This window comes from Serratia sp. NPDC078593 (genome assembly GCF_050268245.1).
GTDB lineage: Bacteria > Pseudomonadota > Gammaproteobacteria > Enterobacterales > Enterobacteriaceae > JBNNGK01.
In genome coordinates this window covers 1-24,199 of the sequence record NZ_JBNNGK010000022.1, presented here as the reverse complement: position 1 = coordinate 24,199, position 24,199 = coordinate 1, and the positions used below count along the sequence as shown (strand labels likewise).

Sequence of the window (24,199 nt, the reverse complement as noted above, 5' to 3'; positions counted from 1 at the left end):
TTTGTCAAAGGCGGCGTTAGTGGGAGGTGAAATCAATCACCATGCGTCCCTTGATCTTGCCTTGCTCCATTTCGTGGAAGATGGCGTTGATGTCTTCTACCGGACGTTTAGTCACCGCTGGCACTACTTTGCCCTCAGCGGCAAATTGGAAGGCTTCTTTTAAATCCTCACGGGTGCCGACTAACGAGCCAACGACCTGAATCCCGTCTAGTACCAGACGCGGAATATTCAGGCTCATGGACTCCGGCGGTAAACCGACCGCCACAATGCGACCACCGGCACGCATGGCGTCAACGGCCGAGTTGAATGCGGCTTTGGCAACCGCCGTAACGACAGCCGCATGCGCGCCGCCCATTTCTGCCTGAATGATTTGAGCCGCGTCTTCTTGCAACGAGTTAATGACTCGGTCTGCGCCCATTTCACTGGCAAATTTAAGTTGTTCATCGTTCACATCGATGGCGACGACTTTGGCATTAAAGACGTTCTTCGCATATTGCAATGCCAGGTTGCCCAAGCCACCCAAGCCGTAAATAGCAATCCACTGCCCTGGCGCAATACCGGAGATTTTCACCGCTTTGTAGGTGGTGACACCCGCGCAGGTGATGCTGCTGGCTGCGGCGGAATCAAGGCCGTCCGGCACTTTGACTGCGTAATCCGCCACGACGATGCACTCTTCCGCCATACCGCCATCTACGGTGTAACCGGCATTTTTAACGTCGCGGCACAGGGTTTCATTACCGCTGTTACAATATTCGCAATGTCCACATCCCTGATAAAACCAAGCAACGCTGGCGCGGTCGCCGACCTTCAAGGAACTGACGCCCGGACCGACGGCTTTGACGACGCCAATGCCTTCATGGCCTAAAATAACGCCGGTCTTATCACCAAAATCACCATTTTTTACATGTAGATCGGTGTGACATACGCCGCAGCACTCCATGCTCAACAGTGCTTCGCCGTGTTCTAATGGACGAAGTTTTTTATCTACAATACCGATTGAGTGATCTTGATTCACAACAGCTGCTTTCATTTTTTAGGCCCTCTTAACATCAAAGCTAAAAGATAGCTCAGAATAATGTATTAGATGGGGGAATATGTGCTGGGCGAAATAATATCGGCAGGAAATAAAAATGCCAGTCAGTACGTAACCGACTGGCATTAACGCGATGACGGGTTAAGGATTACAGGTTGATAGGAACTTCAACGCTGATACCGGCACCGACGTCGTCAGCGGTGCTGTGGTTGTTGTTGGTGTACCACAGGCTGGTATCGAATTTTACCTGAGAGTCAAAGTTGTAGCCCCATCCCAGTTGAACGCCTTTCAGCGTATCTGCACGCGGGAAGGCCTGATTGATGCTCTGGTTTCTCGGGTTCACTTTGGCATAGACCAAACGTGTGCTCCAGCGCTGGCCATCATCCAGTACCATTTCGACACGGCCAGAAAGCATTTGGCCGTCGCCGCCCATGGCGTGACCCAATGGGTAACCTTGCTGGTAGTAACCGCCACGGTAGATATAGTGGTTATACATCACATTATTGGCATTACCATTGGAGCGAGTATCGGCACCTTCAATGTGCCAGTTAATCGTGGTTGGCCCCCATTCAGGATGGCCTTCCAGACCGAGTAGATAGGCATTATGCGATGGCAACATACCCGCTTCATCTTCACCCGTGATTTGACCATAGAAACTGACCGGTAAACCGATTAACGGCTGCAATTTTAGCTTAAAGTCAAAACCACCCAACTGGTTGCCCGGATCGTTTTTCGGATTGCCTGTATTGTCGTTGCCCGCAACCGCATCCCAAAATGAACCCCAGTTTTGCGGACGACCATCTCCCCCCCACATCATGATCCGTGAGGCACCCAACTCAATGAAATTAGTTGGCATCATAGTTAAGCGACCGCCAATCAGTTTGGTATCCGGTACGACGGAGTATTGCGACAGTTGCCCGGCGGTTAGTTGATATTGCCAGCGGCCAATCCATGATAGCCACGGTGTTTCAAACGGCGATTGATCGGCACGTTGCAGCATAAAACCGGTCACCGGACGAGCGGCATCGGAACGGATCAGGCTGCCATCGTAGCCAGGCCCCCACCATTGGGAGACTTCACCAAAGGAGAGCCATTGGTTCCAGATTTTGACTGCACCGTATGAGCCTTGCAGGTTGAAGTTAGAGCTGTCATTAACGCGCTGGTCGCCTTCTACAGCACCTTGTAAACGGACATCCCAGTATTCACCACTGCCGCCAACGCCGATGGTCAAGCGCTCGTCGGCGTATTCGCTCTGGCCGAAGCCTTGCGGCGTCCCCGGTTTGTCGGTTGAGGCATAGCCACTAATGCGGATGTTAGATTTCAGTTCGCCTACGCGACGCTGAACGCGCTCGATCACGTTCTTCTCGGTATTGGTTACTGGCTTGGCCTGTGACATCACAGAGTTGATTTCTTCTTGGCTCAGCGGCCAGGTTGACAGGCTGACGTTAATCACGCCGCGATCCGATAACCAAGCAAGGTCATTACGCAGATCGTTATCAGGGGTGATCAAGCCACTGGCGTGGCCGGATAACGCACAGGAAAACAGGCCAGCAGCGACCAATCCATTGAGTTTAGCGCGCATAGGAAGGATTCCTTTGATGTTTGAGTTTTATGTGATTATGTAATTAGTTACGCACAATGATAGTTCGTGTTTCAAGTTGCAACAAACATATCACCAATAATGATCATAACCCAACGGTGCTGTCAGGCATCATAAGGAATGTCTGATAATTAGACGAAAAACGGACTTTTAGCGGGTATGGTAATATTGATGAACTTTAACGTTTCAGTGTGGGAGTATTTTATGGCAAAAACATCACGTTCAATTATGATCGCGAAAGGATTGCAACGGGTGCTTAACGTCGGTTTACTCTTGCTGGCGGCGATACTGGTGGTGTTTCTGATAAAAGAAACCATTCATCTGGCACAAGTGTTATTTGTTAATAGCGAGGAGTCGTCTTCCTATCTATTGATTGAAGGCATTGTGATTTACTTTTTGTATTTCGAATTTATTGCGTTGATTGTTAAGTATTTTGAGTCGGGTTATCACTTCCCGCTGCGCTATTTTATTTATATCGGTATTACCGCCATTATTAGGCTGATTATTGTCGATCATAAAAACCCTATCGATACCTTGATTTATTCAGGCGCGATCTTGTTGTTGGTTGTCACGCTGTTTCTGGCGAATAGCGATCGGCTAAAACGCGAGTAAATTTTATCCTCTGGCATGGCATTCATGGCAAAGGGGAGATAAAAATGGCGGCCTCTGGGGCCGCCGAAGACACAGACATAACGACAAAAACGTCAAACGCATTGCAGTGGCCGATACCCGTCATCCTCCAGTCGCATCGTTGTTGGCATTGTGATCCCATGCCGTAAGACCACTCGAATGACGCCGGGTATAAAATAAATCGTTATCCTTTCACTCCGCCCGCCGTCAGCCCGCCGACTAACCAACGTTGCGCCACTAGGAAAACGGCGGTAATCGGAATCGCGGACAACACTGCCGCAGCGGCAAAGTCACCCCATAAATAGTTTTGCGGGTTGAGATATTGCTGCATACCGACCGCCAGCGTGTAACTGTTCACATCGCGCAGTAGTAATGAGGCAACCGGAACTTCGGTGATGGCCGCGATAAACGACAGAATAAACACCACCGCCAGAATCGGCACCGACAGCGGCAACAGTACCAAGCGGAATGCCTGCCACGGGCTGGCGCCGTCCAGTGCGGCGGCTTCTTCCAGCGAGTTATCGATGGTTTCGAAGTATCCCTTAATGGTCCACACGTGCAGCGCGATCCCGCCCATATAGGCAAAAATCACCCCACCGTGAGTATTCAAGCCAATAAATGGCAGATATTGCCCTAAACGGTCGAACAGGGCATACAGCGCCACTAATGACAGCACGGCGGGGAACATCTGGAAGATCAGCATGCTTTTCAACAGCGTACTTTTGCCGCGAAAACGCATGCGGGCAAAAGCATACGCGCACGTGGTAGACAACGTGACGATGCCGATCGCGGTAATAGCGGCGACTTTGATCGAGTTCCATAGCCACAACAGCACCGGGAACGGCGGCGGTGTGACGCTGCCGTCGGCGTGCGTCACATTCATCCCCAGCGCCAGCCGCCAGTGCTCGAATGAAATCTCATCCGGGATCAGGCTGCCGGTCGCGAAGTTACCGGAGCGCAGTGAAATTGCCACCACCATCAATAGCGGAAACATAATGAGTGCAATAAAGCTCAGCATCAAAATATGGGTCATCAACAGACGTATGCGCTGAGATTTAGGTTGGACCATCGCCATTGCTTTTCTCCCTAATCGAAGTTCATCTTGCTGGCTTTAAGGTTCAGAATCGCTAGCGCACCCACCAACAAGAAGATCAGGGTAGCGATAGCGGCGGCCAGACCGAAGTCTTGCCCACCGCCGCCTTCGAAGGCAATACGGTAGGTGTAGCTAACTAACAGGTCGGTATAGCCCGCCGGCGTCGTGGTGCCGATCATGTCTGGTCCCCCGTTGGTCAATAACTGAATCAGTACAAAGTTATTAAAGTTAAAGGCAAAACTGGCGATCATCAGCGGCGTAAGCGGTTTGATCAGCAACGGGAAGGTAATACGGCAGAAGTTTTGCATCGGGCTGGCACCGTCCATCGCCGAAGCCTCGTACAAATCGTCAGGGATGGCTTTCAGTAACCCCATACACAGGATCATCATGTACGGATAACCCAGCCAGGTATTGACGATCAGGATCATGCTTTTCGCCGTTATCGGATCGCTGAACCAAGCCGGTTTGATGCCAAACAGCGCGCTGAGCATCATGTTGATCTCGCCAAAACTCTGGTTGAACAGGCCTTTAAAAATCAATATCGAGATGAATGACGGCACGGCGTAGGGCAGGATCAGCAATACGCGGTAAATGGCTTTGCCTTTCAACGCCTCCCACTGTACGACACAGGCCAGTACCATACCCACGGCAACGGTCAGAATCACCGTCATCACGGAGAACACAATGGTCCAGATAAAAATCGAGATAAACGGTTTTTTGATGCCTTCATCCTGGAAGACACGGAGGAAGTTTTTCCAACCGGTGGTGACGGTATAACCTGGGCTAAGCGTTTCTTTTGCCCAACTGCCATCCGCGTTGATCGCTTGGTAAAAACCCCTATCTTGATTGGGAAGATACTGAATGTGAGTTTGGTTATTCGTCAGGCGTTTTCCATCGTCAGCGAGGGTATACAGCGGTTGAGTGCCGGAGAACTGCCGCAGAGAACTCATACGCAATTCATTACCGTCGGGCAGTACGGCGATCAACTGGCTTAGCGCCTGACGGTTTTGGGTGATGGCGCGCAGCGTGGCGCGTTCAGTATTCGGTTCACTGATGGCTGGCGTTAACTTCACCTGTTTTGCTGCGGTGTCGTCAAAGCTGAAAGGTTCGGAAACCAGCAGCTCACCGCTGTCAGGATGAATCAGCTGCAATTGCCATTGTTGTTTCTCTGCCGGATAGATGCTGAAGCTAAAGGTATTACCGGTCTGGAACTGGCGCTGCATGAGCACCGACTGCGCGCGTTCAAACGTCAGTTGGTTGGTGCTGCTGTAATTGGTGAAGGCAATGGCAATGGTGCAGATTAATGGGAACAGGACGAATAGCCCCATACCCGCGATACCGGGATAGACATAGCGCCAGGCATAAGCACGGCGGTTTGCGAAAACGTACAGCCCGCCGCTGATCAGAATCAGCGTCATGATGGCGAACAAATATTCACCCTGTGCATACATCAATACAATCAGATAACAGGTGATCAGACTGAACAGACCGATAAACAGCCATTTCACTCCTTCACTTTGCCACCACTTCGATTTTTTTCACGCAGGCGAACCGGCGTGAGCTAATTGCATAGGGCGTTCCTTCAATGTCTTAATAAATTCCCTCCCCGATTAAAGGCGAGGGAATAGCTAGCATTACTTGGTGATGCGGGTTTGCGCATCATCCAGCGCTGCTTGTGCGGTCTGACGACCACTGACGGCGTTAATCACCGCGCTGCGCATGGCATACCAGAAGGCACTCATCTGTGGGATATTCGGCATGATTTCGCCATTCTGCGCATTCTGCATGGTGGCGGCGATCTTCGGATCCTGCTCTAACTGCTGCTGGAATGATTTCAGTGCCACGGCACCCAACGGTTTATCGTTGTTAACGTCAGTCAGCCCTTGATCGGTCAGCAGGTAGTTTTCCAAAAATTCGGTCGCCAGTTCTTTATTGGGGCTCGCGGCGTTAATGCCGGCGGTCAACACGCCAACAAACGCTTTGGACGGCTTGCCGTTGAAGCTGGGCAGCAGCGTGACGCCGTAATTGATTTTGCTCTTGTCGATGTTGGACCAGGCCCACGGACCATTAATTGTCATCGCGGTCTGGCCTTTGTTGAACGCAGCTTCAGCAATGGAATAGTCGGTATCGGCGTTAATGTGCTTGTTTTTCACCAGATCGACGATGAATTGCAAGCCAGCTTGAGAACCGGCATTCGCGACGCCGACGTTCTTAACATCATACTTACCATTTTCAAACTTGAAGGCATAACCGCCGTCGGCGGCAACAATCGGCCAGGTAAAGTAGGGCTCTTGCAGGTTCCACATGATGGCGCTTTTGCCTTTGGCACGCAGCTCTTTATCCAGTACCGGGATTTCCTCCCAGGTTTTTGGCGCTTGTTTGATCAGATCTTTGTTGTATATCAGCGACAGCGCTTCAACCGCGATCGGATAACCGATCAGCTTGCCGTCATAGCGCACTGCATCCCAGGTGAACGGGTAAATTTTTTCCTGGAAAGCGGTAGAAGGGTGGATTTCCGCAAGTAGGCCAGATTGTGCATAACCGCCAAAGCGGTCGTGAGCCCAGAAAATAATGTCCGGGCCGTCACCGGTTGCGGCGACCTGCGGATATTTCTCTTCTAACTTGTCTGGATGCTCAACGGTGACTTTGATACCGGTATCTTGCTCGAATTTTTTGCCGACTTCAGCCAGGCCGTTATAGCCTTTATCGCCATTGATCCAGATAACCAGTTTGCCCTCTTCGATCTTGGCAAATGCGGAAGAGGACAGCACCAACGTCGTCAATGCAGACAGCGCCAGGGTGCGTGCGGTAGGGGTAATTCTGCGAGTCATAGTCCAATCCTTCTGTGGGCACTGCGGTAAGGAGAGTGATTTCGTCGCTATAGTGAGTGACAAAGCGGCTGCGGCTCATCCTCCCCCCCTCTACGCCCTCGGGGTGAGTAGTGTGATCCAGCTAACGTTATGCCCTATTCTGTGGCCTTAGACACAAAAAAGGCGGACGATTTTTGCCAGCCAGCTCACAGATTTGTCTTTGCTAGTGAACGTCTAGCCGATTGGGTCGTTTCCTCATCCTCCCATCTCCTCCCCCATGAAAAATACCATGACGGATGATTACCGTTTCCCGTGGTTCGCGCACTATCGACAGCATTGATTTCAGCCAAGAAGCAGCAGGAAACCGCACCTATGTCATTAATGCGCAGTGCTACTCACCCCACGCTCTACCGCATTCATCCGGAGAGTTTCCGCGATGGAAATGGCGATGGCGTGGGCGATGTTGAAGGGCTGCTTGCGGCGTTACCGTATCTGGACGCGCTTTCGGTCGATGGGTTGGTCTTGCCGCAAGATTGGTTGTCGCATGTTGATAGCGCAGCCGCTACGCGCGGGTTGACGCTGTGGCACAGCGATGACCTAGGTCATCTCTATCACGATGGTCACCGTCAGTATACCCACAGCGCACTGGCGCAACAGGTGGTGCCGTTTAGCGCCGAAAAGCTGGTTGAAGTGCTTAATCTACACCGTCATCAGTTGGCCGATAACGTGTGGAGTACCGGTGATGCAGAACAACCCCGCGTGGTGAGCCGTTGGGGGCAGGGGGATTTACGTTCGGCAGACGCGTTTCTGACGTTATTAACGCTGCTACCGGCCCCGATCTGCCTGTATCAAGGTGAAGAGTTAGGGCTGCCACACGCGGCGGCATTGCACGAACGGCAGGGCGCGCAAACGCCGATGCCGTGGCACGAAGCGCCAGAACAAGTGACGGCGGGGGAAATTCATTGGTATCAGCAAGTGGCCATTGAGCATCGCGCGCTGGCGATTAGCCGCCAACAACATGAAAATCACTCCACCTTGAGCTATTGCCAGTCGTTGTTAGAGCTGCGCCAGTTATCGGTAATTCAACGCGGCGAACTGAGTGAGGTGAGCCAAGATAATGGCGTCATTCGTTTACTTATTACCCATCAGGATCAATGCCTTGAAGCGCTGATTAATTTGCAGCCTTATACTCAGTCGGCTGCGCCATCTGAGGCGACCTTGCCGCTGGCATGGCAGACGGCGCAAATCCAAGAGGGTCATCAATGGGTTTTGGCGGGTTTTTCCTCCGCCATTTTCACTAGGAATGTTAACTGCGAAAGCAGGGGAGTAACGCATGGCTAGCGTCACACTGCGCAGCGTTTATAAGGCCTTTGGCGAGGCTGTGATTTCCAAGGACGTCAATCTGACCATTGACGACGGCGAGTTTGTGGTATTTGTCGGGCCATCTGGCTGCGGAAAATCCACGCTGCTGCGTATGATCGCCGGGTTGGAGGATATTACCTCTGGCGATTTGTTTATCGGCGAAACACGTATGAATGATGTACCGCCCTCTGAGCGCGGTATTGGCATGGTATTCCAATCTTACGCGCTGTACCCGCACTTGTCGGTAGCCGAAAACATGTCGTTTGGCCTCAAGTTGGCCGGTGCCAAAAAAGCGGAGATCGCAACGCGGGTTAATCAGGTTTCAGAAACTCTGCAACTGGCACACCTATTGGAGCGGCGGCCAAAAGCCTTGTCCGGTGGCCAGCGTCAGCGGGTAGCGATTGGCCGCACGCTGGTGGCCGAGCCAGACGTGTTTTTGCTCGACGAACCGCTGTCTAACCTTGATGCGGCGCTGCGTGTGCAGATGCGTATTGAGATTTCTCGCCTGCATAAGCGCTTGCAGCGCACCATGATTTACGTCACCCACGATCAGGTAGAAGCCATGACATTGGCTGACAAGATAGTCGTGCTGGATGCCGGGCGCGTGGTGCAAGTCGGCAAGCCGCTGGCGTTGTATCACTACCCGGCTAACCGCTTTGTCGCGGGATTTATCGGCTCGCCAAAAATGAATTTCCTGCCGGTCAAAGTGACCGACGTAGAAGCGCAACAGGTTCAGGTTGAATTGCCAAACCGTCAACGGGTCTGGCTGCCTGTGGAGGGCGCCGGGGTTCAGGCTGGCGCCAACATGTCGTTGGGCATTCGCCCAGAACATCTGCTGCCGAGCAACGCCTCAGAAGTGACGTTGGAAGGTGACGTACAGGTGGTGGAGCAACTCGGCAACGAGACGCAAATCCATATCCAAATCCCGGCAATTCGTCAAAACCTGGTTTACCGCCAGAACGACGTAGTGCTGGTAGAAGAAGGTGCCACATTCGCTATCGGTTTGCCGCCGCATCGTTGCCATTTGTTCCGTGAAGACGGTACGGCATGTCAACGGCTGCACCAAGAGCCGGGCGTTTAAAGCACCACAGTCTGTATAACAGGAGAATAATGATGACTACTCTGCGCAAACTTCCTCTGGCACTGGCTGTCGCCGCCGGTGTGCTCTCTTCATCAGCGGTGGCGGTGGATTTCCACGGTTACGCACGTTCCGGAATCGGTTGGACCGGCAGCGGTGGCGAGCAGCAATGCTTCCAGGCGACCGGTGCCGGCAGCAAATATCGTCTGGGTAATGAATGTGAAACCTATGCGGAATTAAAACTGGGTCAGGAAGTATGGAAAGACGGCGACAAGAGCTTCTATTTCGATACCAACCTGGCGTACTCGGTTTCACAACGTTCCGATTGGGAAGATACCAAGCCGGGCTTTCGTGAGGTGAATGTGCAGGGTAAAAACCTGATCGAATGGTTACCGGGCTCCACACTTTGGGCGGGTAAGCGTTTTTATCAGCGTCATGATGTTCACATGATCGATTTCTACTATTGGGATATCTCCGGCCCGGGTGCCGGCCTGGAAAACGTTGATCTCGGCTTCGGCAAACTGTCGATGGCGGTGACGCGCAATGGCGAATCCGGCGGTTCTTTCGGTTACCTGTCTAACGAATGGGACGAGCGTCCAACCGTCAATGACGTGTTCGACGTGCGCTTGGCCGGTCTGGAAACCAACCCTGGTGGCACCTTGGAGTTTGGTGTCGATTACGGCCGAGCCAACGTGCAGGACGGTTATCGTTTGGCCGAGGGGGCGTCGAAAGACGGTTGGATGCTTACCGCAGAACATACCCAAAGTATCCTCAATGGTTACAACAAGTTTGTGGTGCAATACGCCTCTGATGCCATGACCTCACAGAACAATGGTCGCAATCAGGGGGCGAGTGTGGATAACAACGGCCACATGCTCCGCGTGTTGGATCACGGTGCGATCGATTTTAACGATAAGTGGGCCATGATGTATGTGGCGATGTATCAAGACATCGACCGCGATAACAACAACGGCAGCACATGGTATACCGTGGGCGTACGCCCGATGTACAAATGGACGCCAATTATGAGCACCTTGCTGGAAGCCGGTTACGACAACGTCAAATCCCAGCGTACAGGCGACCGCAACGGTCAGTACAAAGTGACCCTGGCGCAACAATGGCAGGCGGGTGACAGTATCTGGTCACGTCCGGCGATTCGCTTGTTCGCGACCTATGCCAAGTGGGATGAGAAGTGGGGTTATGCCAATAACGACTCTGGCTCGGCATACACGTCCGGTACGGCTTACCGCGATAACAGCACCCATACCTTCAGCCGCGGTAATGACGATGAAGTCACCTTCGGCGCACAGATGGAAATCTGGTGGTAATACCGGCACGGTGGGAAGAGGCCTTGGCGTCTTCCCGTCTCTGATTACCGGCAGCGTGGCGCTTGCCTGCCCGCTGCCGGAATGCATGGGGATATAACAATGAAAAAGAATCTGTTGTCACTCTGCCTGTCACTGGCTTTGTCCGTCGGTATGCCGTTAATGGCTCATGCTGATACACCGGCCAACGTCTCCGTCGCGCCCGCCATCAGCGCTGCTACGTTGCAAAGCCTGCCGTGGCAGCCGTTAGTGCCGCCGGTTAGTCTGGACGTGAGTTTGAATAATGCCAGCGCGCAAATCAATCAGGGCGATATTCAGGGCGCGATAGCCGCCTATACCTTGCCGGCCGATCGCGGCTCGCTGGAGATCACCTTGAGTAGCCTCGCCAAAGACAAGGCTCTTTTTGCACCCAGTGTATTGGTGTTGGATGAGCATCTGCGCCCGGCGGCCTATTATCCTAGCAGCTACTTCACCTATCAACCGCCGGGGGTAATGTCCGCCGATCGGTTGGAGGGCACCCTGAAATTGACGCCCGCGCTCGGTCAGAAACAAATCTACCTGCTGGTGTACACCACGCGACAGGACCTGACTAAAACAACGCAGTTGACCAATCCGGCGAAGGCGTATGCTCGCGGCGTCGGCAACGCGGTGCCGGATATTCCTGATCCGGTTGCTCGCCATGCGGCAACCGGGCAGTTGAAGCTGAAAATTTCCGCCGAACAGGGCACGGGCAATGTCATGATCGGTATGCTACAACCCGCACCGGCCGCTGCGCCGGTGGTAGAGGGGGCGGCTGCCCCGGCTACAGCGTCTGCATCAACTAAACCTGCTGAACCGATGTTGACCGATACCGAAAGCTACTTTAACAACGGCATCAAACAAGCGGTAAAAGCCGGTGATATCGATAAGGCATTGAAGCTCATGAATGAAGCCGAAAAATTGGGATCCACCACAGCACGTGAAACGTTTATCAGTAGCGTGAAAGGCAAGGGGTAATCCCCCACGTTGCCGATACTGGCTCGATGATTGGTGCGCCTTGGCGCACCTTTTTTGGTTGATGCGTTCTTTATCAAAGCACGGTTTTCCACGCTGCTGCCCGTATTTCCTCGTTTGAGTGGGCACCTCACACTACGTTTACTCATCGAATCACCCTGCCGCTGACGGATTTCTGCGTTACAATGGCTCTCTGTTAACAGTTTGTATTGCCTAGCGTGCTGCGATCCGTTTGGTGCGCGATGGGCATGGAGTAGAACAATGTCTGGCCATAGCGAATCCATCTTGCCTCCGCTGGAATGGCTCACTGAGCCACTTTTATCAGTTCCTGCCGCCGTTAATGATTGGTTAATGGAATTGGGTTCGATGACCCGGCGTTTTGAAGGTCATTGTCAGCGGGTTCATGTTGAACCGCAGCGTGAATGTTTTATCAACCGCGCAGCGTTAGGGGATGAAGCTGAACATCTGCCGGAAAGCCCGCGCTATTGGCTGCGTGAAATCGTATTGTTGGGGGATAATCAACCTTGGTTGCTGGGGCGAACGGTGATCCCGCTTGAAACGCTAACTGGCCCCGACCAGGCGTTGGTCGATCTCGGTACGGTGCCGCTGGGCCGCTATTTGTTCAGTAGCGGCGCGTTGACCCGCGATTATATTCATATTGGTAAGCAAGATGATTTGTGGGCGCGCCGCTCCCGCTTACGTCTGGCGGGTAAACCGCTGTTGCTAACCGAGTTGTTTTTACCCGCATCGCCGCTTTACACGGTGAACCGCGCCGAACCGGCATGACGAGGGAGGAGATATCTTGGAAGGAAGCGTGAGCCAAAGTAAATGGCAGGCCTATTGCCATTTGATGCGCATCGATAAACCTATCGGTACGCTGCTATTGTTGTGGCCGACGTTATGGGCGTTATGGTTGGCCGGGCAAGGCATACCGCCGTTATCGATTCTGCTGGTCTTTGTGTTAGGGGTTTTCCTGATGCGTGCGGCCGGTTGTGTGGTGAATGATTTCGCCGATCGTGGCTTTGACGGCCATGTAAAGCGTACTGCCCAACGCCCATTGCCGAGCGGCCGCGTCAGCGAGAAAGAAGCCAAAATTCTGTTTGTGGTGTTAGTGCTGGTGTCGTTTGCGCTGGTGCTGACGCTCAATACCATGACCATTTTGCTGTCGCTGGCGGCGCTGGCATTGGCCTGGATCTACCCGTTTATGAAGCGGGTTAGCAATCTGCCGCAGGTGGTATTGGGGGCGGCGTTTGGTTGGGGTATCCCGATGGCTTATGCTGCGGTTAGCGAGGCCTTGCCGCTGAGTTGCTGGCTATTGCTGCTGGCTAATATTTGTTGGACGGTAGCCTATGACACGTTATATGCGATGGTTGACCGCGATGATGATCTAAAAATAGGCGTGAAGTCGACGGCGGTGCTGTTTGGCCGTTACGACAAGCTGATTGTGGGTCTGTTGCAATTCGCCACCATTTTGCTGCTGTTGTGGGTGGGGTATCTGATGCAGTTGAGCGGTGCATTTTATTGGTCGCTGCTGTTAGCCGGAGCATTGTTTATTCATCAGCAACAACAGATTGCTACCCGTGAGCGTGATGCTTGTTTCCGCGCTTTCTTGCACAATAATTACGTTGGGTTGGTGGTGTTCATCGGGATTGTATTGAGCTATCTCTGATGTAGGGGGTTAAAAAAGCCCAAGTGAGTTAGCGCTATATTGTCAGAGATGTGAGCGATTTCGGTAGTTATTTGTGCACCACAACACATTTGTAAAGGCTGGCCGGGCATGCCCGGCCACTACGGTAGGGGGCGCGGCATGCCGGCGATCCTAGGTCATGAAGGCGGCGGCGTTGTCGATGTATCCGTAGGGGCGTGGCATGCCGCGCCCGTTAACCTTGTTACAGATTGCCGATTAAGCTTCTTCTTTGCTATCCGCTGTTGTTGCCGCCACAGGCGGAACTTCGCTTTCTGCCGGTAAACTCACGCTTTCGATCGTCAGTTTGATTTCTGGTGTAATCAAATCGCTCAGCATGGTGTAGACCTGCAACGTATGCTCGCGGATCGCATCACCGATATCATTGATATAGCCCTCTTCACGCAGCGTCGCTACCAGGGTAGAGAACACCGCCTTGTCGAAGAATTCTGGCGCGTTGATGCCGTGTAGCACCGACAGACGCTGCGCCATAATACGGCTTTCTTTCTCCAGCGCACCGCGATTGATGCTTGGATTCGCGCTGAGAATTGAGAGCGTGATCGCGTAGCGTTGCAGGGTTTCACGTACCCCGGCTGCGAGCAATTGCAGCGGACGAATACGCGCCGAGTTAAGCACCAGTTCATCACCTTCATTGCAGATCAACTGCTGGCGAGCCAGCTCGTCAATCAACGTTTGTAGCACGTCGGGCAACAGCTCTTTATCGTAATGCAGGAACAGTTCGGCTTTCAGCATGGGATAAATCAGACTGATTTGGCGCAGCAGTTCATCGCGCGAGACGCGGCGGTGATGCATAACGATGGTGGCAATCAACGATGGCAATACCAACAGGTGATGGATATTGTTACGGTAATACGTCATCAGCACCGCCTGTTCGCGCGGCAGAATGATGATGTCGCCGATGTTATCTTTCTCCACCTCAAACTTGTTCATGTTGAGCGCGTGATCCAGCAACGCTTCAGGCGTTTGGTTTGGTACGGTGACATCGTCAGCGTAAGGCACGTTGCGCAACAGTTGCAGGTAGCAGTCTAGCTGTTCAATCAGTTGCTCACGGGTGAGCGAACGTTGGCGCGAGGCTAGCAACGCGGTGGAGCACAGGTTCATGGCGTTGGCCGCCGCGGCATTATTGATGCGCACCATGATTTTACCTGCGAGGTCGTTCACCGTCGGCGTCAGCCAGCTTGGGCGCTGTGCTTCGATCGGGTCGATTGCGTCGCGCCACTGCGGTACGTGCTGATTCAGGTAGGAGGTCAGCGGCAGCGGATCGCCAAAGTTGACATAGCCCTGGCCTAAATTGCGCAATTTGCGCAGGCCGCGCAGCATCTGCAACAGGCTCTCTTTCTCTTTGGTTGCACCGCGCAGCTCTTTGGCATAGGTACCCACTTCCATCACATGTTCGTAACCGATGTAAATCGGCACCAGCGTGATAGGACGGCTGCCGCCGCGGAGCATAGCTTGAATGGTCATCGACAAGGTGCCGGTTTTCGGCTCCAGCAAACGCCCGGTACGCGAACGGCCACCTTCAACGAAGTATTCCACCGAGTAGCCGCGCGTGAACAACTCGCCAAGGTATTCGCGAAAGACGGTGGAATAAAGTTTGTTGCCTTTGAAGGTACGGCGAATGAAGAACGCGCCTAAACGGCGGAAGATCGGCCCTGCTGGCCAGAAATTGAGGTTAATGCCAGCCGCAATATGCGGTGGCACCAATCCCTGATGATACAGCACGTAAGACAGCAACAGATAATCCATGTGGCTACGGTGGCAGGGCACATAGACGATTTCATGGCCGTCCTGCGCCAACTGGCGCACACGTTCTGCATTCGTGACGTTTAGCCCCTGATACAACCGGTTCCACGTCCAGCTCAAGACACGATCCGACAATCGGACTGTCTCGTAAGAGAAGTCCGCGGCGATCTCTTCCATCAGTGCGATGGCATTTTGCTGCGCTTTTTCGTGGGAAATCTTTTTGCTGCGCGCTTCATCTTCTACCGCTTTTTCAATCGCTTTAGACGCCAGTAGCTTGTTGAACAAGTCCTGCCGTGCCGGCAAGCTCGGGCCAACTGCTGCCAGACGCTGGCGAGAAAAGTGCATTCGCGCCACGCGCGCCAGCTTCTGCGCGATAATTTTATCGGTGCCGTGCTCGGTCGCCATGTGGCGCAGAGAAACGGTATTGGAGAAGCGAACGAAACTGTCGCGCCCTAGCCACAGCACGGCGAAGAACTTCTGTACGCCGTTGAGCAGGCGCAGATGCGGCGTACCATGGCCTTCGCGGCCCGGCGAACGGCCGAACATCACCGAAACTGGCAGCATCTGGATATCGAGATCGGAATTATTACGGTGCAGATCCAAATAATCGTGGAACAGCTTTACCGACTCTTGTTTCGGCGTGTAGTAACGGAATACGCGTGGGCCATCGTGAATAAACACGTAGCTTGGCAGCACGGCGCCGTCGATCTCCAGCGGAATAAGGGGATCGGGCAGATCCTGCGCCAGGCACTGAGTGCGCAGCGTCAGTAAGTCTGCCTTGGAGTTATAAGGTAAAACGTACAGAATCGGACGTGAGGGATCTAACCCTAATTCCGTGACCGGATCTGACGGGATAACCTTACTTCTTACCAATAATTTTAATGGTAAATTCAATAGTTTATAGTAAATTTTACGCCAACCTGACATAACAACGTGAAGCCTCTTGTTAGCAATGCGCCGCAAGCATACCAGAAACCGCGAAACAGATCTGTGGTGTTAAAAAAACCAGAGCGGTTAAAATGATGACTCATCACTTATAAAAGGCTCCGTGCAACATGGCAAATCAAGCAACCGGTTTGACCCGCATTATCAAAGCGTTTGGCTATTCATATAAAGGTTTAACCGCCGCCTGGCAACATGAAGCGGCGTTCCGCCAAGAACTGGTGGCGGCGGTATTGGCAATCCTACTGGCGGCGTGGCTGGATGTGGGGGCGATCGCGCGGATTTTATTGATTGGTTCGGTGGTGTTGGTGATGATTGTGGAAGTGCTCAATAGTGCGATTGAAGCGGTCGTCGATCGCGTTGGCACTGAGCACCATGAGCTTTCAGGCCGTGCCAAGGATATGGGCTCGGCGGCGGTGTCACTGACTATCGTACTGGCACTGTTCGTGTGGGTGAGCGTCGTGTGGCAGCACCTTGCATAATGCCTGGCATTAATGTTGCGAAGCGCTACGCTAATCCCTGATTTTTATTCATTCTCCGGTTCCCAATCTGTGTTCACCTGTATATACTCACAGCAAGACTGTATAAACAAACAGGGGGCGGAATGAAAGCATTAACAACCAGACAGCAAGAGGTCTATGATCTGATTCGCGATCATATTTCGCAGACGGGCATGCCGCCAACGCGTGCTGAGATCGCACTGCGTCTGGGGTTCCGCTCGCCAAATGCTGCTGAAGAACATCTTAAAGCGCTGGCGCGCAAAGGCGTGATCGAGATCGTGTCCGGTGCTTCACGTGGGATCCGTCTGTTGATGGAAGACGAAGACGGTTTACCGTTGATTGGCCGTGTCGCTGCCGGTGAACCGTTATTGGCACAGCAACACATTGAAGGCCATTACAAGGTCGATCCTTCCTTGTTCAAACCGAATGCAGATTTCCTGCTGCGGGTTAACGGTATGTCAATGCGCGACATCGGCATTCTGGACGGCGATCTGCTGGCGGTGCATAAGACCCAAGACGTGCGTAATGGGCAGGTCGTGGTGGCGCGTATCGAAGACGAAGTGACCGTCAAGCGTCTGAAAAAGCACGGGAACGTGGTTGAGTTACTGCCAGAAAATAGCGAGTTCCAGCCGATTGTGGTCGATTTGCGTCAGCAAAACTTCACGATTGAAGGTCTGGCCGTCGGCGTGATACGCAACGGCGACTGGATCTAAACCGTAGCCCCCGCGTTTAATCGCCTCAGCATTGTCTGGGGCGATGTCATTTCTACATCGAAATTATAACCCTCTTATTTCAAGGCGCAGCCAACATACCTGAAGCTTGAAAGATAAGGGTCTGGACGGAATCTGTCAGATTATGCGCCTGCTTGCCACCTTCACCAGCGATACCGATAAAGCCTTATGGCGTTTGGCGTTGCCGATGATCTTTTCCAACATCACCGTACCATTATTAGGGCTGGTCGATACGGCGGTGATTGGCCACCTCGATAGCCCGAACTATCTGGGCGGCGTGGCGGTAGGGGCGATGGCGACCAGTTTTTTGTTCATGTTGTTACTGTTTTTACGCATGAGCACCACCGGGCTGGCCGCGCAGGCTCTGGGGGCTAAAAACCCGCAGGCGTTAGCGCGTGCCTTCATGCAGCCATTGATGCTGGCGCTGTTGGCGGGTTTCGCCATTGTGCTGTTGCGACATCCGTTGATTGACCTAGCATTGCGCATTGTCGGTGGCGATCCCGACGTACAGGTGCAGGCGCGTTTATTCCTTGAGATTCGTTGGTTAAGTGCCCCCGCTGCTCTGGCGAACATGGTGTTGCTCGGCTGGCTATTGGGAGTGCAATACGTTCGTGCGCCGGTGATTTTATTAATTGTCGGTAACCTGCTGAATATTGTGTTGGATATCTGGCTGGTGATGGGATTGGGCTGGAACGTGCAGGGGGCGGCGACGGCCACCGCCATTGCTGAATACGCGACGCTGTTGCTTGGTTTAGGGCTCAGCTATCGGGTGATGCGGATGCGCGGTATTTCGCTCACGACGCTGCGTGACGCTTGGCGCGGCAATTTACGCCGTTTGCTGGCGCTTAATCGCGACATTATGCTGCGTTCGCTGTTGCTGCAACTGTGCTTTGCCTCACTGACCATTTTTGCGGCGCGGTTAGGTAGCGAAGTGGTGGCGGTGAATGCGGTGCTGATGAATCTGCTGACCTTTACCGCTTACGCATTAGATGGGTTTGCTTATGCGGTTGAGGCGCATTCGGGGCATGCCTATGGGGCGCGTGACGATCGCCAGTTAAAGCGCGTTTGGCATGCTGCGTGTCGGCAAGCCTGCCTGGTGGCGTTGGGATTTGCCTTGGTTTACGCTTTCGCTGGGCAGCACATCGTTGCTGCATTGACCTCGTTAACCGAATTACGCAGCTTGGCGAACCACTATCTGCCGTGGCAGGTGGTGCTACCGGTGGTGGGTGTCTGGTGTTATCTGTTAGATGGCATGTTTATCGGCGCCACGCGGGGGGCCGAAATGCGCAACAGCATGGCGGTTGCCGCCGCAGGATATGGCCTGACGCTGTTTACCGTTCCGTGGTTAGGTAACCACGGATTATGGTTAGCGCTGGCGGTATTCCTGAGCTTGCGTGGACTGTCTCTGGGGTGGATTTGGCATCGGCATAACGTACAGGGCAGTTGGTTTGCACGTTCCAAGGTTGAATAAATCTGTTGTCATGGCAAAAGAGCGTGGCTGAGCTAGCGCTATTTGTTGTTGTGTCGGTGTTTTTGTTGTTTTAAGAATTATCCTGCTGGTTTTTACCTGCCTAATCACTATTACCGACTATAATTATTGATGTGGCTGGCAGATTGAGCTGATGATTAATCTTTTAGGATGAGGTTTAATCGACCTCGATATTTTATCGACCTAAAGCCCAGCCTGATTTACCTATACCCTAAATAATTCGCGTTGCAGGAAGGTGGCAAGGAAATAAATCCCGATGAGCTTACTCTGGTAAGTGATTCGGGTGAATGAGTGAAGCCCACACACATGCAACTTGAAGTATGACGGGTATAAAACTGACTCACCACAAGTAACGGAGAGGTTATGAATAAAGATCAAGCCGACGGTAACTGGAAGCAGTTTAAAGGTAAAGTGAAGGAAAAGTGGGGCAAGCTGACCGATGACGATTTGACGGTTATCGAAGGGAAACGTGAACAGCTTGTGGGTAAAATCCAAGAACGCTATGGCTACCAGAAGGAAGCGGCCGAGGAAGAGGTCAAATCTTGGGAAAACCACAACCACTATCGCTGGTAGCGCGATAGGGTGGATGCCACTCTGCTCCGCCTAAGTTTGTCAGGTACAAGGAGGTGCCTGAGTAATGTTATTTCTTTTTAATCACAATGCTGTGGTCGTGATCGCAATCGTGTTTACTGTCACAGGCTTCCACCTCAACGCAGCCGGAACACAGGCCATGCGCTTCAACCACGCTGTGACGCAGCGCAAACCCCGAGTCTTTTGCCAGCTTTTGCAGCGTTTCCTCTACACCTTCCGTGGTGCGTTCCGTAACCTGACCACAGCGATCGCAGATAAATAACGCCGAAGTGTGCATGGGCTGTTCAAAATGGTGGCACAGTACATAGCTGTTGGCCGACTCAACGCGGTGAATAAACCCTTGTTCCAGCAGGAAATCCAACGCGCGGTAGACGGTGGGTGGCTTGGCCTGCGGTTCGCTGACGCGTAACAGATCCAGCAGATCGTAAGCGCTAATCGCACCGGGCTGTTGAGCCATCAGGCGTAACACTTCCAGCCGTTGTGGCGTCAGGCGCACATTGCGTTGCTGACAGAGTCGTTCTGCCTGCGCGAGCAGCTTTTCCTGGTTGGTTGGGTTCATGGCTTACTTTCCCGGTACGTAAAAAAGCGATTTTAACATGTATCCGTCAAATCGCCGAGAGTTGAGCTATTTTCTGCCACTAATGACACTTTTGGCACCACAGCGCACGGTGATTTCGTCTCGGTGGGAGTTTACGTTATAATCAACGATTACTTTTTTACCGCCAGATTTTAAATAGAAGCCGTAATGACAGACTCGCTGAAAACTGAAACCTCCTTACTTGCTGACCAAACCGCAGCAGCGCGGCCGTATAATGCCAGCCGCTTTTCTGTTGCGCCGATGCTCGATAGGAATTGTTTCTAATAAATGATTTTAAAAGCAATTAGTTATGAATACTGGGTGAAGTGAGGGACATTCCTCGTTAGTTCAGTAGCATCAACCCCTCGAAATTGACTCTAATCTCTCTGCGACAAGGATTCTAGTCTTTGTCACACATCGTCTCACTTTCCAGCGCTATCCCCTCTGAGCAGTTAAGGCAATTACTCTATTCATTTTCAGTTAGTTGAATGTCTAGCTTGAAATTGGACAATGCAACAATGATTTTTCGATTTGGCTATTGAATGAAATGTGGGTAAACCATAAGGAAAATGTTAATCAACGGGGAGCAGGTCAGCATGTTTAATGACTTAGCCGTCGGACTTTAGCTTTTCTCTTACGTATAATGCCCCCAATTTCGTATTAAACGCTTTGGGGCATTTTTAATGACCAACAACAACTTTTCTCAAACCGCTGCCTTCATTTGGTCAGTCGCTGATCTGCTGCGCGGTGACTTCAAACAATCCCAGTATGGCCGTGTGATCCTGCCGTTTACTCTACTTCGTCGCCTTGAGTGTGTGCTTGAGCCAAGCAAAGATGCGGTAGTTGCCGAGTATGAACGCATAAAAGCGATGAATCTGCCAGAAGAGGCGCAGGAAAAATTCTTGCTGCGTGCAACGCAATCACCAGCACAGCCAGATGGCTTGGCTTTCTTCAATACTTCGCCAATGAACCTTGGCAAGATGGGGCAAAGCAGCATCAAGGCGAACCTAGAAAAGTACATACAGTCATTCTCCAAAGATGCGCGTGAAATCTTCGAGCACTTCAAGTTCGATGAATTTGTCGGTCTGCTGGAAGATGCCAATCTGCTTTACAAAGTGGTGAAGAAGTTCGCCACCACCGACCTTAGCCCAAACAGCATTTCTAACCACGATATGGGCTTGGTGTTTGAAGAGTTAATCCGCCGCTTTGCGGAAAGCTCGAATGAAACCGCAGGTGAACACTTTACCCCGCGTGACATCGTGCGCCTGACCACCTCGTTGGTATTTATGGAAGACGATGAAGCCCTAACCAAAGAAGGCATTATCCGCACCATTTACGACCCCACAGCGGGTACTGGCGGCTTCCTCTCATCTGGCATGGAGTACGTACACGAACTCAACCCGAAAGCGGTGATGCGTGCGTTTGGTCAGGAGCTAAACCCAGAGTCCTACGCTATCTGTAAGGCAGATATGCTGATCAAAGGACAAGCTGTTAGCCGTATCAAACTCGGTAACACGCTATCGAATGACCAGCTACCTGCCGACAAGTTTGACTACATGCTGTCTAACCCGCCGTTCGGGGTGGATTGGAAAAAGATTGAGGGCGAAATTAAAGACGAGCATGAGCAAAAAGGTTTTGATGGGCGCTTCGGCGCAGGCTTGCCGCGTGTGTCTGATGGTTCGCTGCTGTTCTTAATGCACCTTATCAGCAAGATGCGCGACAAGAAGAACATCGATAACCACGTTACCGATGGTGGTCGTATCGGCATCATTCTTAACGGCTCACCGTTGTTCACAGGCGGTGCGGGTAGCGGTGAAAGTGAGATTCGTCGCTACGTGTTAGAAGCTGACCTGCTTGAAGCGATTGTCGCGCTGCCAACTGACATGTTCTACAACACAGGCATTGCGACCTATGTTTGGGTACTGAGCAATAAAAAAGCCCCTGCACGTAAAGGCAAGGTGCAATTGATTAATGGCGCTAACTTAAGTACGAAAATGCGTAAGTCATTAGGCTCTAAGCGTCACTATTTAACGGATGAAGAAATTCGCACCATCACGAAAAACTTTGGTGACTTTGAAGAAATTGACACCTTGACCAAAGATGGTGTGACGGACAACAAGAAGCACTTTGCCAGCAAGATTTTTGATACTTATCAGTTTGGCTACCGTCGCCTGACGATTGAGCGCCCGTTGCGCCTGTCTGCGCAAATTACCGATGCGGCGGTGGCATCACTGCGCTTTGCACCTAAGCCATTTGATGCCGTCATGCAGGCAATTTTCGAGCAGTTTGGCACACAGTGGACCGAAGACACGTACGGCGCACTCACTGAGGTGGAAAAAGAAGTGCGTGTTCTGCTGAAAGCCGACTTCCCAGAGCTGAAAGAAAAGCAAATCAAAGACGTGCTGGGCAGCAAACTGTGGCTCAGCCAGAAAGCCCTGATGGATGATGCCAAAGCCCTGCAAGTGGCGGTTGGTGACAAACTTGGCGGAAAGGCACAGCAATCCGATGACTTCAACCAGTTTGAACTGACGCTGAAAGGCGCGTTCAAGGCCACTGGCATTAAGTTCGACGCCAGGCAGAAGAAACAGTTTACTGATGCGATAACGTGGAAGAACCAAGACGCCGAACCTGTGATCAAAAAAGTGCTAAAAGAAGCGGCACAGCCGCTATACGGGGCGTTCGATTACCAAGGTAAGGTTGTTGAGTTCCAACAAGATGGCGATCTGCGCGATAACGAAAATGTGCCACTTGATCCAAGCGTTAGCACATCAACCCTGATCGAAAGCTACTTTAAGCGTGAAGTGCAGCCACACGTTGCCGATGCGTGGATCAACGCAGACAAGCGCGATGACCAAGACAATGAGATTGGTGTGGTGGGCTATGAAATCCCGTTCAACCGCCATTTCTATGTTTATCAACCGCCGCGTGCGCTGGAAGCAATTGATGCCGATTTGGATGTGGTCAGTGCCGATATTATGAAGCTACTGCAAGAGGTGCGTTCGTAATGGGAAGGTATCAGGCGTATTCAGAGTATAAGGACTCTGGACTGGAATCATTAGGTGAAATCCCACTTACTTGGCAAGTCAAAAAACTAGCCTATACATTTAGTAGAGCGAATGCTGGAGAGGTTATCGATAAAACTTATTGGGGCGATGGAATTGAAATTCTTTACACTTGCAATAGAACTCCTATGCAATCAGATTTTGACCAATTTCCAGACCACAAGCGAACATCTGAAAGAGATTTGCTATTGACAAGAAATGGCACCCCTTATGTTCATAAGCCTATAGCAAACGCGATTTACTCTAATGTGGTTCAAAGAATTAAATTGATTGATGAACTCGATAGAGACTATTTATTCTATTGTCTTGGAGAGTCTGCTCGAAACTTAAAAGGGTATGGAGTGTCAATCGAAAGTTTCAATTTTGAGAACTGGAAGTCAATGCAGTTTTGCTTGCCTTCTCGAGATGAACAAACCCAAGTCGCCAACTTCCTCGAGCACGAAACCGCCAAGATTGACACTTTGATAGAAAAGCAGCAGCAATTGATTAAGCTGCTAAAAGAAAAGCGCCAAGCAGTGATCAGCCATGCGGTGACCAAAGGATTGAACCCTCAAGCACCCATGAAAGATTCAGGTGTGGAATGGTTAGGTAAAGTGCCAGAGCATTGGGGTGTATCTCGCCTTAAGTTTGAATGTGAAGTTGTCGATTGTCGAAACAAAACACCAGAGTATTTTGAGCATGGCGAATACTTTGTTGTTCGAACGACAAACGTGAAAAAGCAGAAACTAAACTTCAACGGCGCGTTATACACAGATAAGAAAAACTTCGACATTTGGACTCAGAGAGGAGTGCCACCGTCAGGATCAATACTCTTCACTCGAGAGGCACCTACAGGTGAAGTTGTAGTGGCACACTGAATTTGGCCACCTGAATAGAGGTGGTATCATCACCTCACAGTCAAAACAGGTGACATTATGACCGGACGTAACAGACGC

General features: G+C 51.9%; 18 protein-coding genes and 2 pseudogenes. 13 read left to right on the top strand and 7 right to left on the bottom strand.

Going from position 1 to position 24,199, the window contains the following annotated elements; all coding sequences use genetic code 11:
- Positions 1 to 16 precede the first annotated feature (16 nt).
- Both adhP and ACQKDS_RS18235 read right to left on the bottom strand, forming a co-directional pair.
- The gene (adhP, locus tag ACQKDS_RS18240; protein WP_399673436.1) at positions 17 to 1,030 is read right to left on the bottom strand and encodes an alcohol dehydrogenase AdhP; all 1,014 of its coding nucleotides are present in this window, start codon (positions 1,028 to 1,030) and stop codon (positions 17 to 19) included.
- 151 nt (positions 1,031 to 1,181) lie between these two features.
- Positions 1,182 to 2,615 carry a capsule assembly Wzi family protein gene (locus ACQKDS_RS18235; protein ID WP_399673437.1) on the bottom strand — a complete coding sequence of 478 codons (1,434 nt, stop codon included), beginning with the start codon at positions 2,613 to 2,615 and terminating at the stop codon, positions 1,182 to 1,184.
- Positions 2,616 to 2,837: 222 nt separating this feature from the next.
- Here ACQKDS_RS18235 and psiE point away from each other — a divergent pair, with 222 nt between their 5' ends.
- A complete protein-coding gene (psiE, locus tag ACQKDS_RS18230) occupies positions 2,838 to 3,245 on the top strand; it encodes a phosphate-starvation-inducible protein PsiE (RefSeq protein WP_399673439.1) in 408 nt (135 codons plus the stop codon).
- 202 nt (positions 3,246 to 3,447) lie between these two features.
- Here the strand turns inward: psiE and malG are convergent, their stop codons facing one another.
- From malG to malE, 3 genes and pseudogenes are all read right to left on the bottom strand, one after another.
- Positions 3,448 to 4,338: a maltose ABC transporter permease MalG gene (gene malG, locus ACQKDS_RS18225; RefSeq protein WP_399673441.1), complete on the bottom strand. Its 891-nt coding sequence runs from the start codon at positions 4,336 to 4,338 to the stop codon at positions 3,448 to 3,450.
- 11 nt (positions 4,339 to 4,349) lie between these two features.
- A pseudogene (gene malF, locus ACQKDS_RS18220) lies at positions 4,350 to 5,927 on the bottom strand (maltose ABC transporter permease MalF).
- A 63-nt stretch (positions 5,928 to 5,990) separates the two neighbouring features.
- Positions 5,991 to 7,187 (bottom strand): maltose/maltodextrin ABC transporter substrate-binding protein MalE, encoded by a 1,197-nt coding sequence (malE, locus tag ACQKDS_RS18215; protein ID WP_399673443.1) that lies wholly within the window; start codon positions 7,185 to 7,187, stop codon positions 5,991 to 5,993.
- A 351-nt stretch (positions 7,188 to 7,538) separates the two neighbouring features.
- Here malE and ACQKDS_RS18210 point away from each other — a divergent pair, with 351 nt between their 5' ends.
- From ACQKDS_RS18210 to ubiA, 6 genes are all read left to right on the top strand, one after another.
- A complete protein-coding gene (locus ACQKDS_RS18210) occupies positions 7,539 to 8,507 on the top strand; it encodes an alpha-amylase family glycosyl hydrolase (protein ID WP_399673445.1) in 969 nt (322 codons plus the stop codon).
- The gene (malK, locus tag ACQKDS_RS18205; protein WP_399673447.1) at positions 8,500 to 9,609 is read left to right on the top strand and encodes a maltose/maltodextrin ABC transporter ATP-binding protein MalK; all 1,110 of its coding nucleotides are present in this window, start codon (positions 8,500 to 8,502) and stop codon (positions 9,607 to 9,609) included. Before ACQKDS_RS18210 ends, malK begins: the two co-directional genes overlap by 8 nt.
- Before the next feature lie 32 nt (positions 9,610 to 9,641).
- A complete protein-coding gene (locus tag ACQKDS_RS18200; protein ID WP_399673467.1) occupies positions 9,642 to 10,934 on the top strand; it encodes a maltoporin in 1,293 nt (430 codons plus the stop codon).
- Positions 10,935 to 11,033: 99 nt separating this feature from the next.
- Entirely contained in the window at positions 11,034 to 11,927 is an 894-nt protein-coding gene (gene malM / locus ACQKDS_RS18195) for a maltose operon protein MalM (protein ID WP_399673449.1), read from the top strand.
- A 258-nt stretch (positions 11,928 to 12,185) separates the two neighbouring features.
- Positions 12,186 to 12,710, top strand: a complete 525-nt coding sequence (gene ubiC / locus ACQKDS_RS18190) for a chorismate lyase (protein WP_399673451.1) — start codon at positions 12,186 to 12,188, stop codon at positions 12,708 to 12,710.
- A 16-nt stretch (positions 12,711 to 12,726) separates the two neighbouring features.
- The gene (gene ubiA / locus ACQKDS_RS18185; RefSeq protein WP_399673453.1) at positions 12,727 to 13,593 is read left to right on the top strand and encodes a 4-hydroxybenzoate octaprenyltransferase; all 867 of its coding nucleotides are present in this window, start codon (positions 12,727 to 12,729) and stop codon (positions 13,591 to 13,593) included.
- A gap of 234 nt (positions 13,594 to 13,827) precedes the next feature.
- On the opposite strand, the gene plsB is transcribed toward ubiA, so the two are convergent.
- Complete coding sequence (plsB, locus tag ACQKDS_RS18180) at positions 13,828 to 16,299, bottom strand: glycerol-3-phosphate 1-O-acyltransferase PlsB (protein ID WP_399673455.1); 2,472 nt, start codon at positions 16,297 to 16,299, stop codon at positions 13,828 to 13,830.
- A gap of 128 nt (positions 16,300 to 16,427) precedes the next feature.
- Here plsB and ACQKDS_RS18175 point away from each other — a divergent pair, with 128 nt between their 5' ends.
- From ACQKDS_RS18175 to ACQKDS_RS18160, 4 genes are all read left to right on the top strand, one after another.
- A complete protein-coding gene (locus ACQKDS_RS18175) occupies positions 16,428 to 16,796 on the top strand; it encodes a diacylglycerol kinase (protein ID WP_399673457.1) in 369 nt (122 codons plus the stop codon).
- 122 nt (positions 16,797 to 16,918) lie between these two features.
- A complete protein-coding gene (gene lexA, locus ACQKDS_RS18170) occupies positions 16,919 to 17,527 on the top strand; it encodes a transcriptional repressor LexA (protein WP_004957863.1) in 609 nt (202 codons plus the stop codon).
- 142 nt (positions 17,528 to 17,669) lie between these two features.
- A complete protein-coding gene (gene dinF, locus ACQKDS_RS18165; RefSeq protein ID WP_399673459.1) occupies positions 17,670 to 19,016 on the top strand; it encodes an MATE family efflux transporter DinF in 1,347 nt (448 codons plus the stop codon).
- A gap of 381 nt (positions 19,017 to 19,397) precedes the next feature.
- Positions 19,398 to 19,607: a CsbD family protein gene (locus ACQKDS_RS18160; protein WP_399673462.1), complete on the top strand. Its 210-nt coding sequence runs from the start codon at positions 19,398 to 19,400 to the stop codon at positions 19,605 to 19,607.
- 67 nt (positions 19,608 to 19,674) lie between these two features.
- Here the strand turns inward: ACQKDS_RS18160 and zur are convergent, their stop codons facing one another.
- Positions 19,675 to 20,184 (bottom strand): zinc uptake transcriptional repressor Zur, encoded by a 510-nt coding sequence (gene zur / locus ACQKDS_RS18155; protein ID WP_399673464.1) that lies wholly within the window; start codon positions 20,182 to 20,184, stop codon positions 19,675 to 19,677.
- A gap of 701 nt (positions 20,185 to 20,885) precedes the next feature.
- On the opposite strand from zur, the gene ACQKDS_RS18150 reads away from it, so the two are divergent.
- Complete coding sequence (locus ACQKDS_RS18150) at positions 20,886 to 23,207, top strand: type I restriction-modification system subunit M (protein ID WP_399673466.1); 2,322 nt, start codon at positions 20,886 to 20,888, stop codon at positions 23,205 to 23,207.
- Positions 23,207 to 23,891, top strand: a pseudogene (locus tag ACQKDS_RS18145) (restriction endonuclease subunit S); the annotation flags it as partial. The gene ACQKDS_RS18150 and the pseudogene ACQKDS_RS18145, both read left to right, overlap by 1 nt.
- Positions 23,892 to 24,199 lie beyond the last annotated feature (308 nt).

Coding starts and splice junctions, on each gene's coding strand:
- ACQKDS_RS18200 (WP_399673467.1), top strand. CDS start 9,642: ATGACTACTCTGCGCAAACTTCCTCTGGCACTGGCTGTCGCCGCCGGT.
- malK (WP_399673447.1), top strand. CDS start 8,500: ATGGCTAGCGTCACACTGCGCAGCGTTTATAAGGCCTTTGGCGAGGCT.
- adhP (WP_399673436.1), bottom strand. CDS start 1,030: ATGAAAGCAGCTGTTGTGAATCAAGATCACTCAATCGGTATTGTAGAT.
- malG (WP_399673441.1), bottom strand. CDS start 4,338: ATGGCGATGGTCCAACCTAAATCTCAGCGCATACGTCTGTTGATGACC.
- psiE (WP_399673439.1), top strand. CDS start 2,838: ATGGCAAAAACATCACGTTCAATTATGATCGCGAAAGGATTGCAACGG.
- ACQKDS_RS18150 (WP_399673466.1), top strand. CDS start 20,886: ATGACCAACAACAACTTTTCTCAAACCGCTGCCTTCATTTGGTCAGTC.
- ACQKDS_RS18175 (WP_399673457.1), top strand. CDS start 16,428: ATGGCAAATCAAGCAACCGGTTTGACCCGCATTATCAAAGCGTTTGGC.
- ACQKDS_RS18210 (WP_399673445.1), top strand. CDS start 7,539: ATGTCATTAATGCGCAGTGCTACTCACCCCACGCTCTACCGCATTCAT.
- dinF (WP_399673459.1), top strand. CDS start 17,670: ATGCGCCTGCTTGCCACCTTCACCAGCGATACCGATAAAGCCTTATGG.
- plsB (WP_399673455.1), bottom strand. CDS start 16,299: ATGTCAGGTTGGCGTAAAATTTACTATAAACTATTGAATTTACCATTA.
- ubiC (WP_399673451.1), top strand. CDS start 12,186: ATGTCTGGCCATAGCGAATCCATCTTGCCTCCGCTGGAATGGCTCACT.
- malE (WP_399673443.1), bottom strand. CDS start 7,187: ATGACTCGCAGAATTACCCCTACCGCACGCACCCTGGCGCTGTCTGCA.
- lexA (WP_004957863.1), top strand. CDS start 16,919: ATGAAAGCATTAACAACCAGACAGCAAGAGGTCTATGATCTGATTCGC.
- ACQKDS_RS18235 (WP_399673437.1), bottom strand. CDS start 2,615: ATGCGCGCTAAACTCAATGGATTGGTCGCTGCTGGCCTGTTTTCCTGT.
- malM (WP_399673449.1), top strand. CDS start 11,034: ATGAAAAAGAATCTGTTGTCACTCTGCCTGTCACTGGCTTTGTCCGTC.
- ACQKDS_RS18160 (WP_399673462.1), top strand. CDS start 19,398: ATGAATAAAGATCAAGCCGACGGTAACTGGAAGCAGTTTAAAGGTAAA.
- zur (WP_399673464.1), bottom strand. CDS start 20,184: ATGAACCCAACCAACCAGGAAAAGCTGCTCGCGCAGGCAGAACGACTC.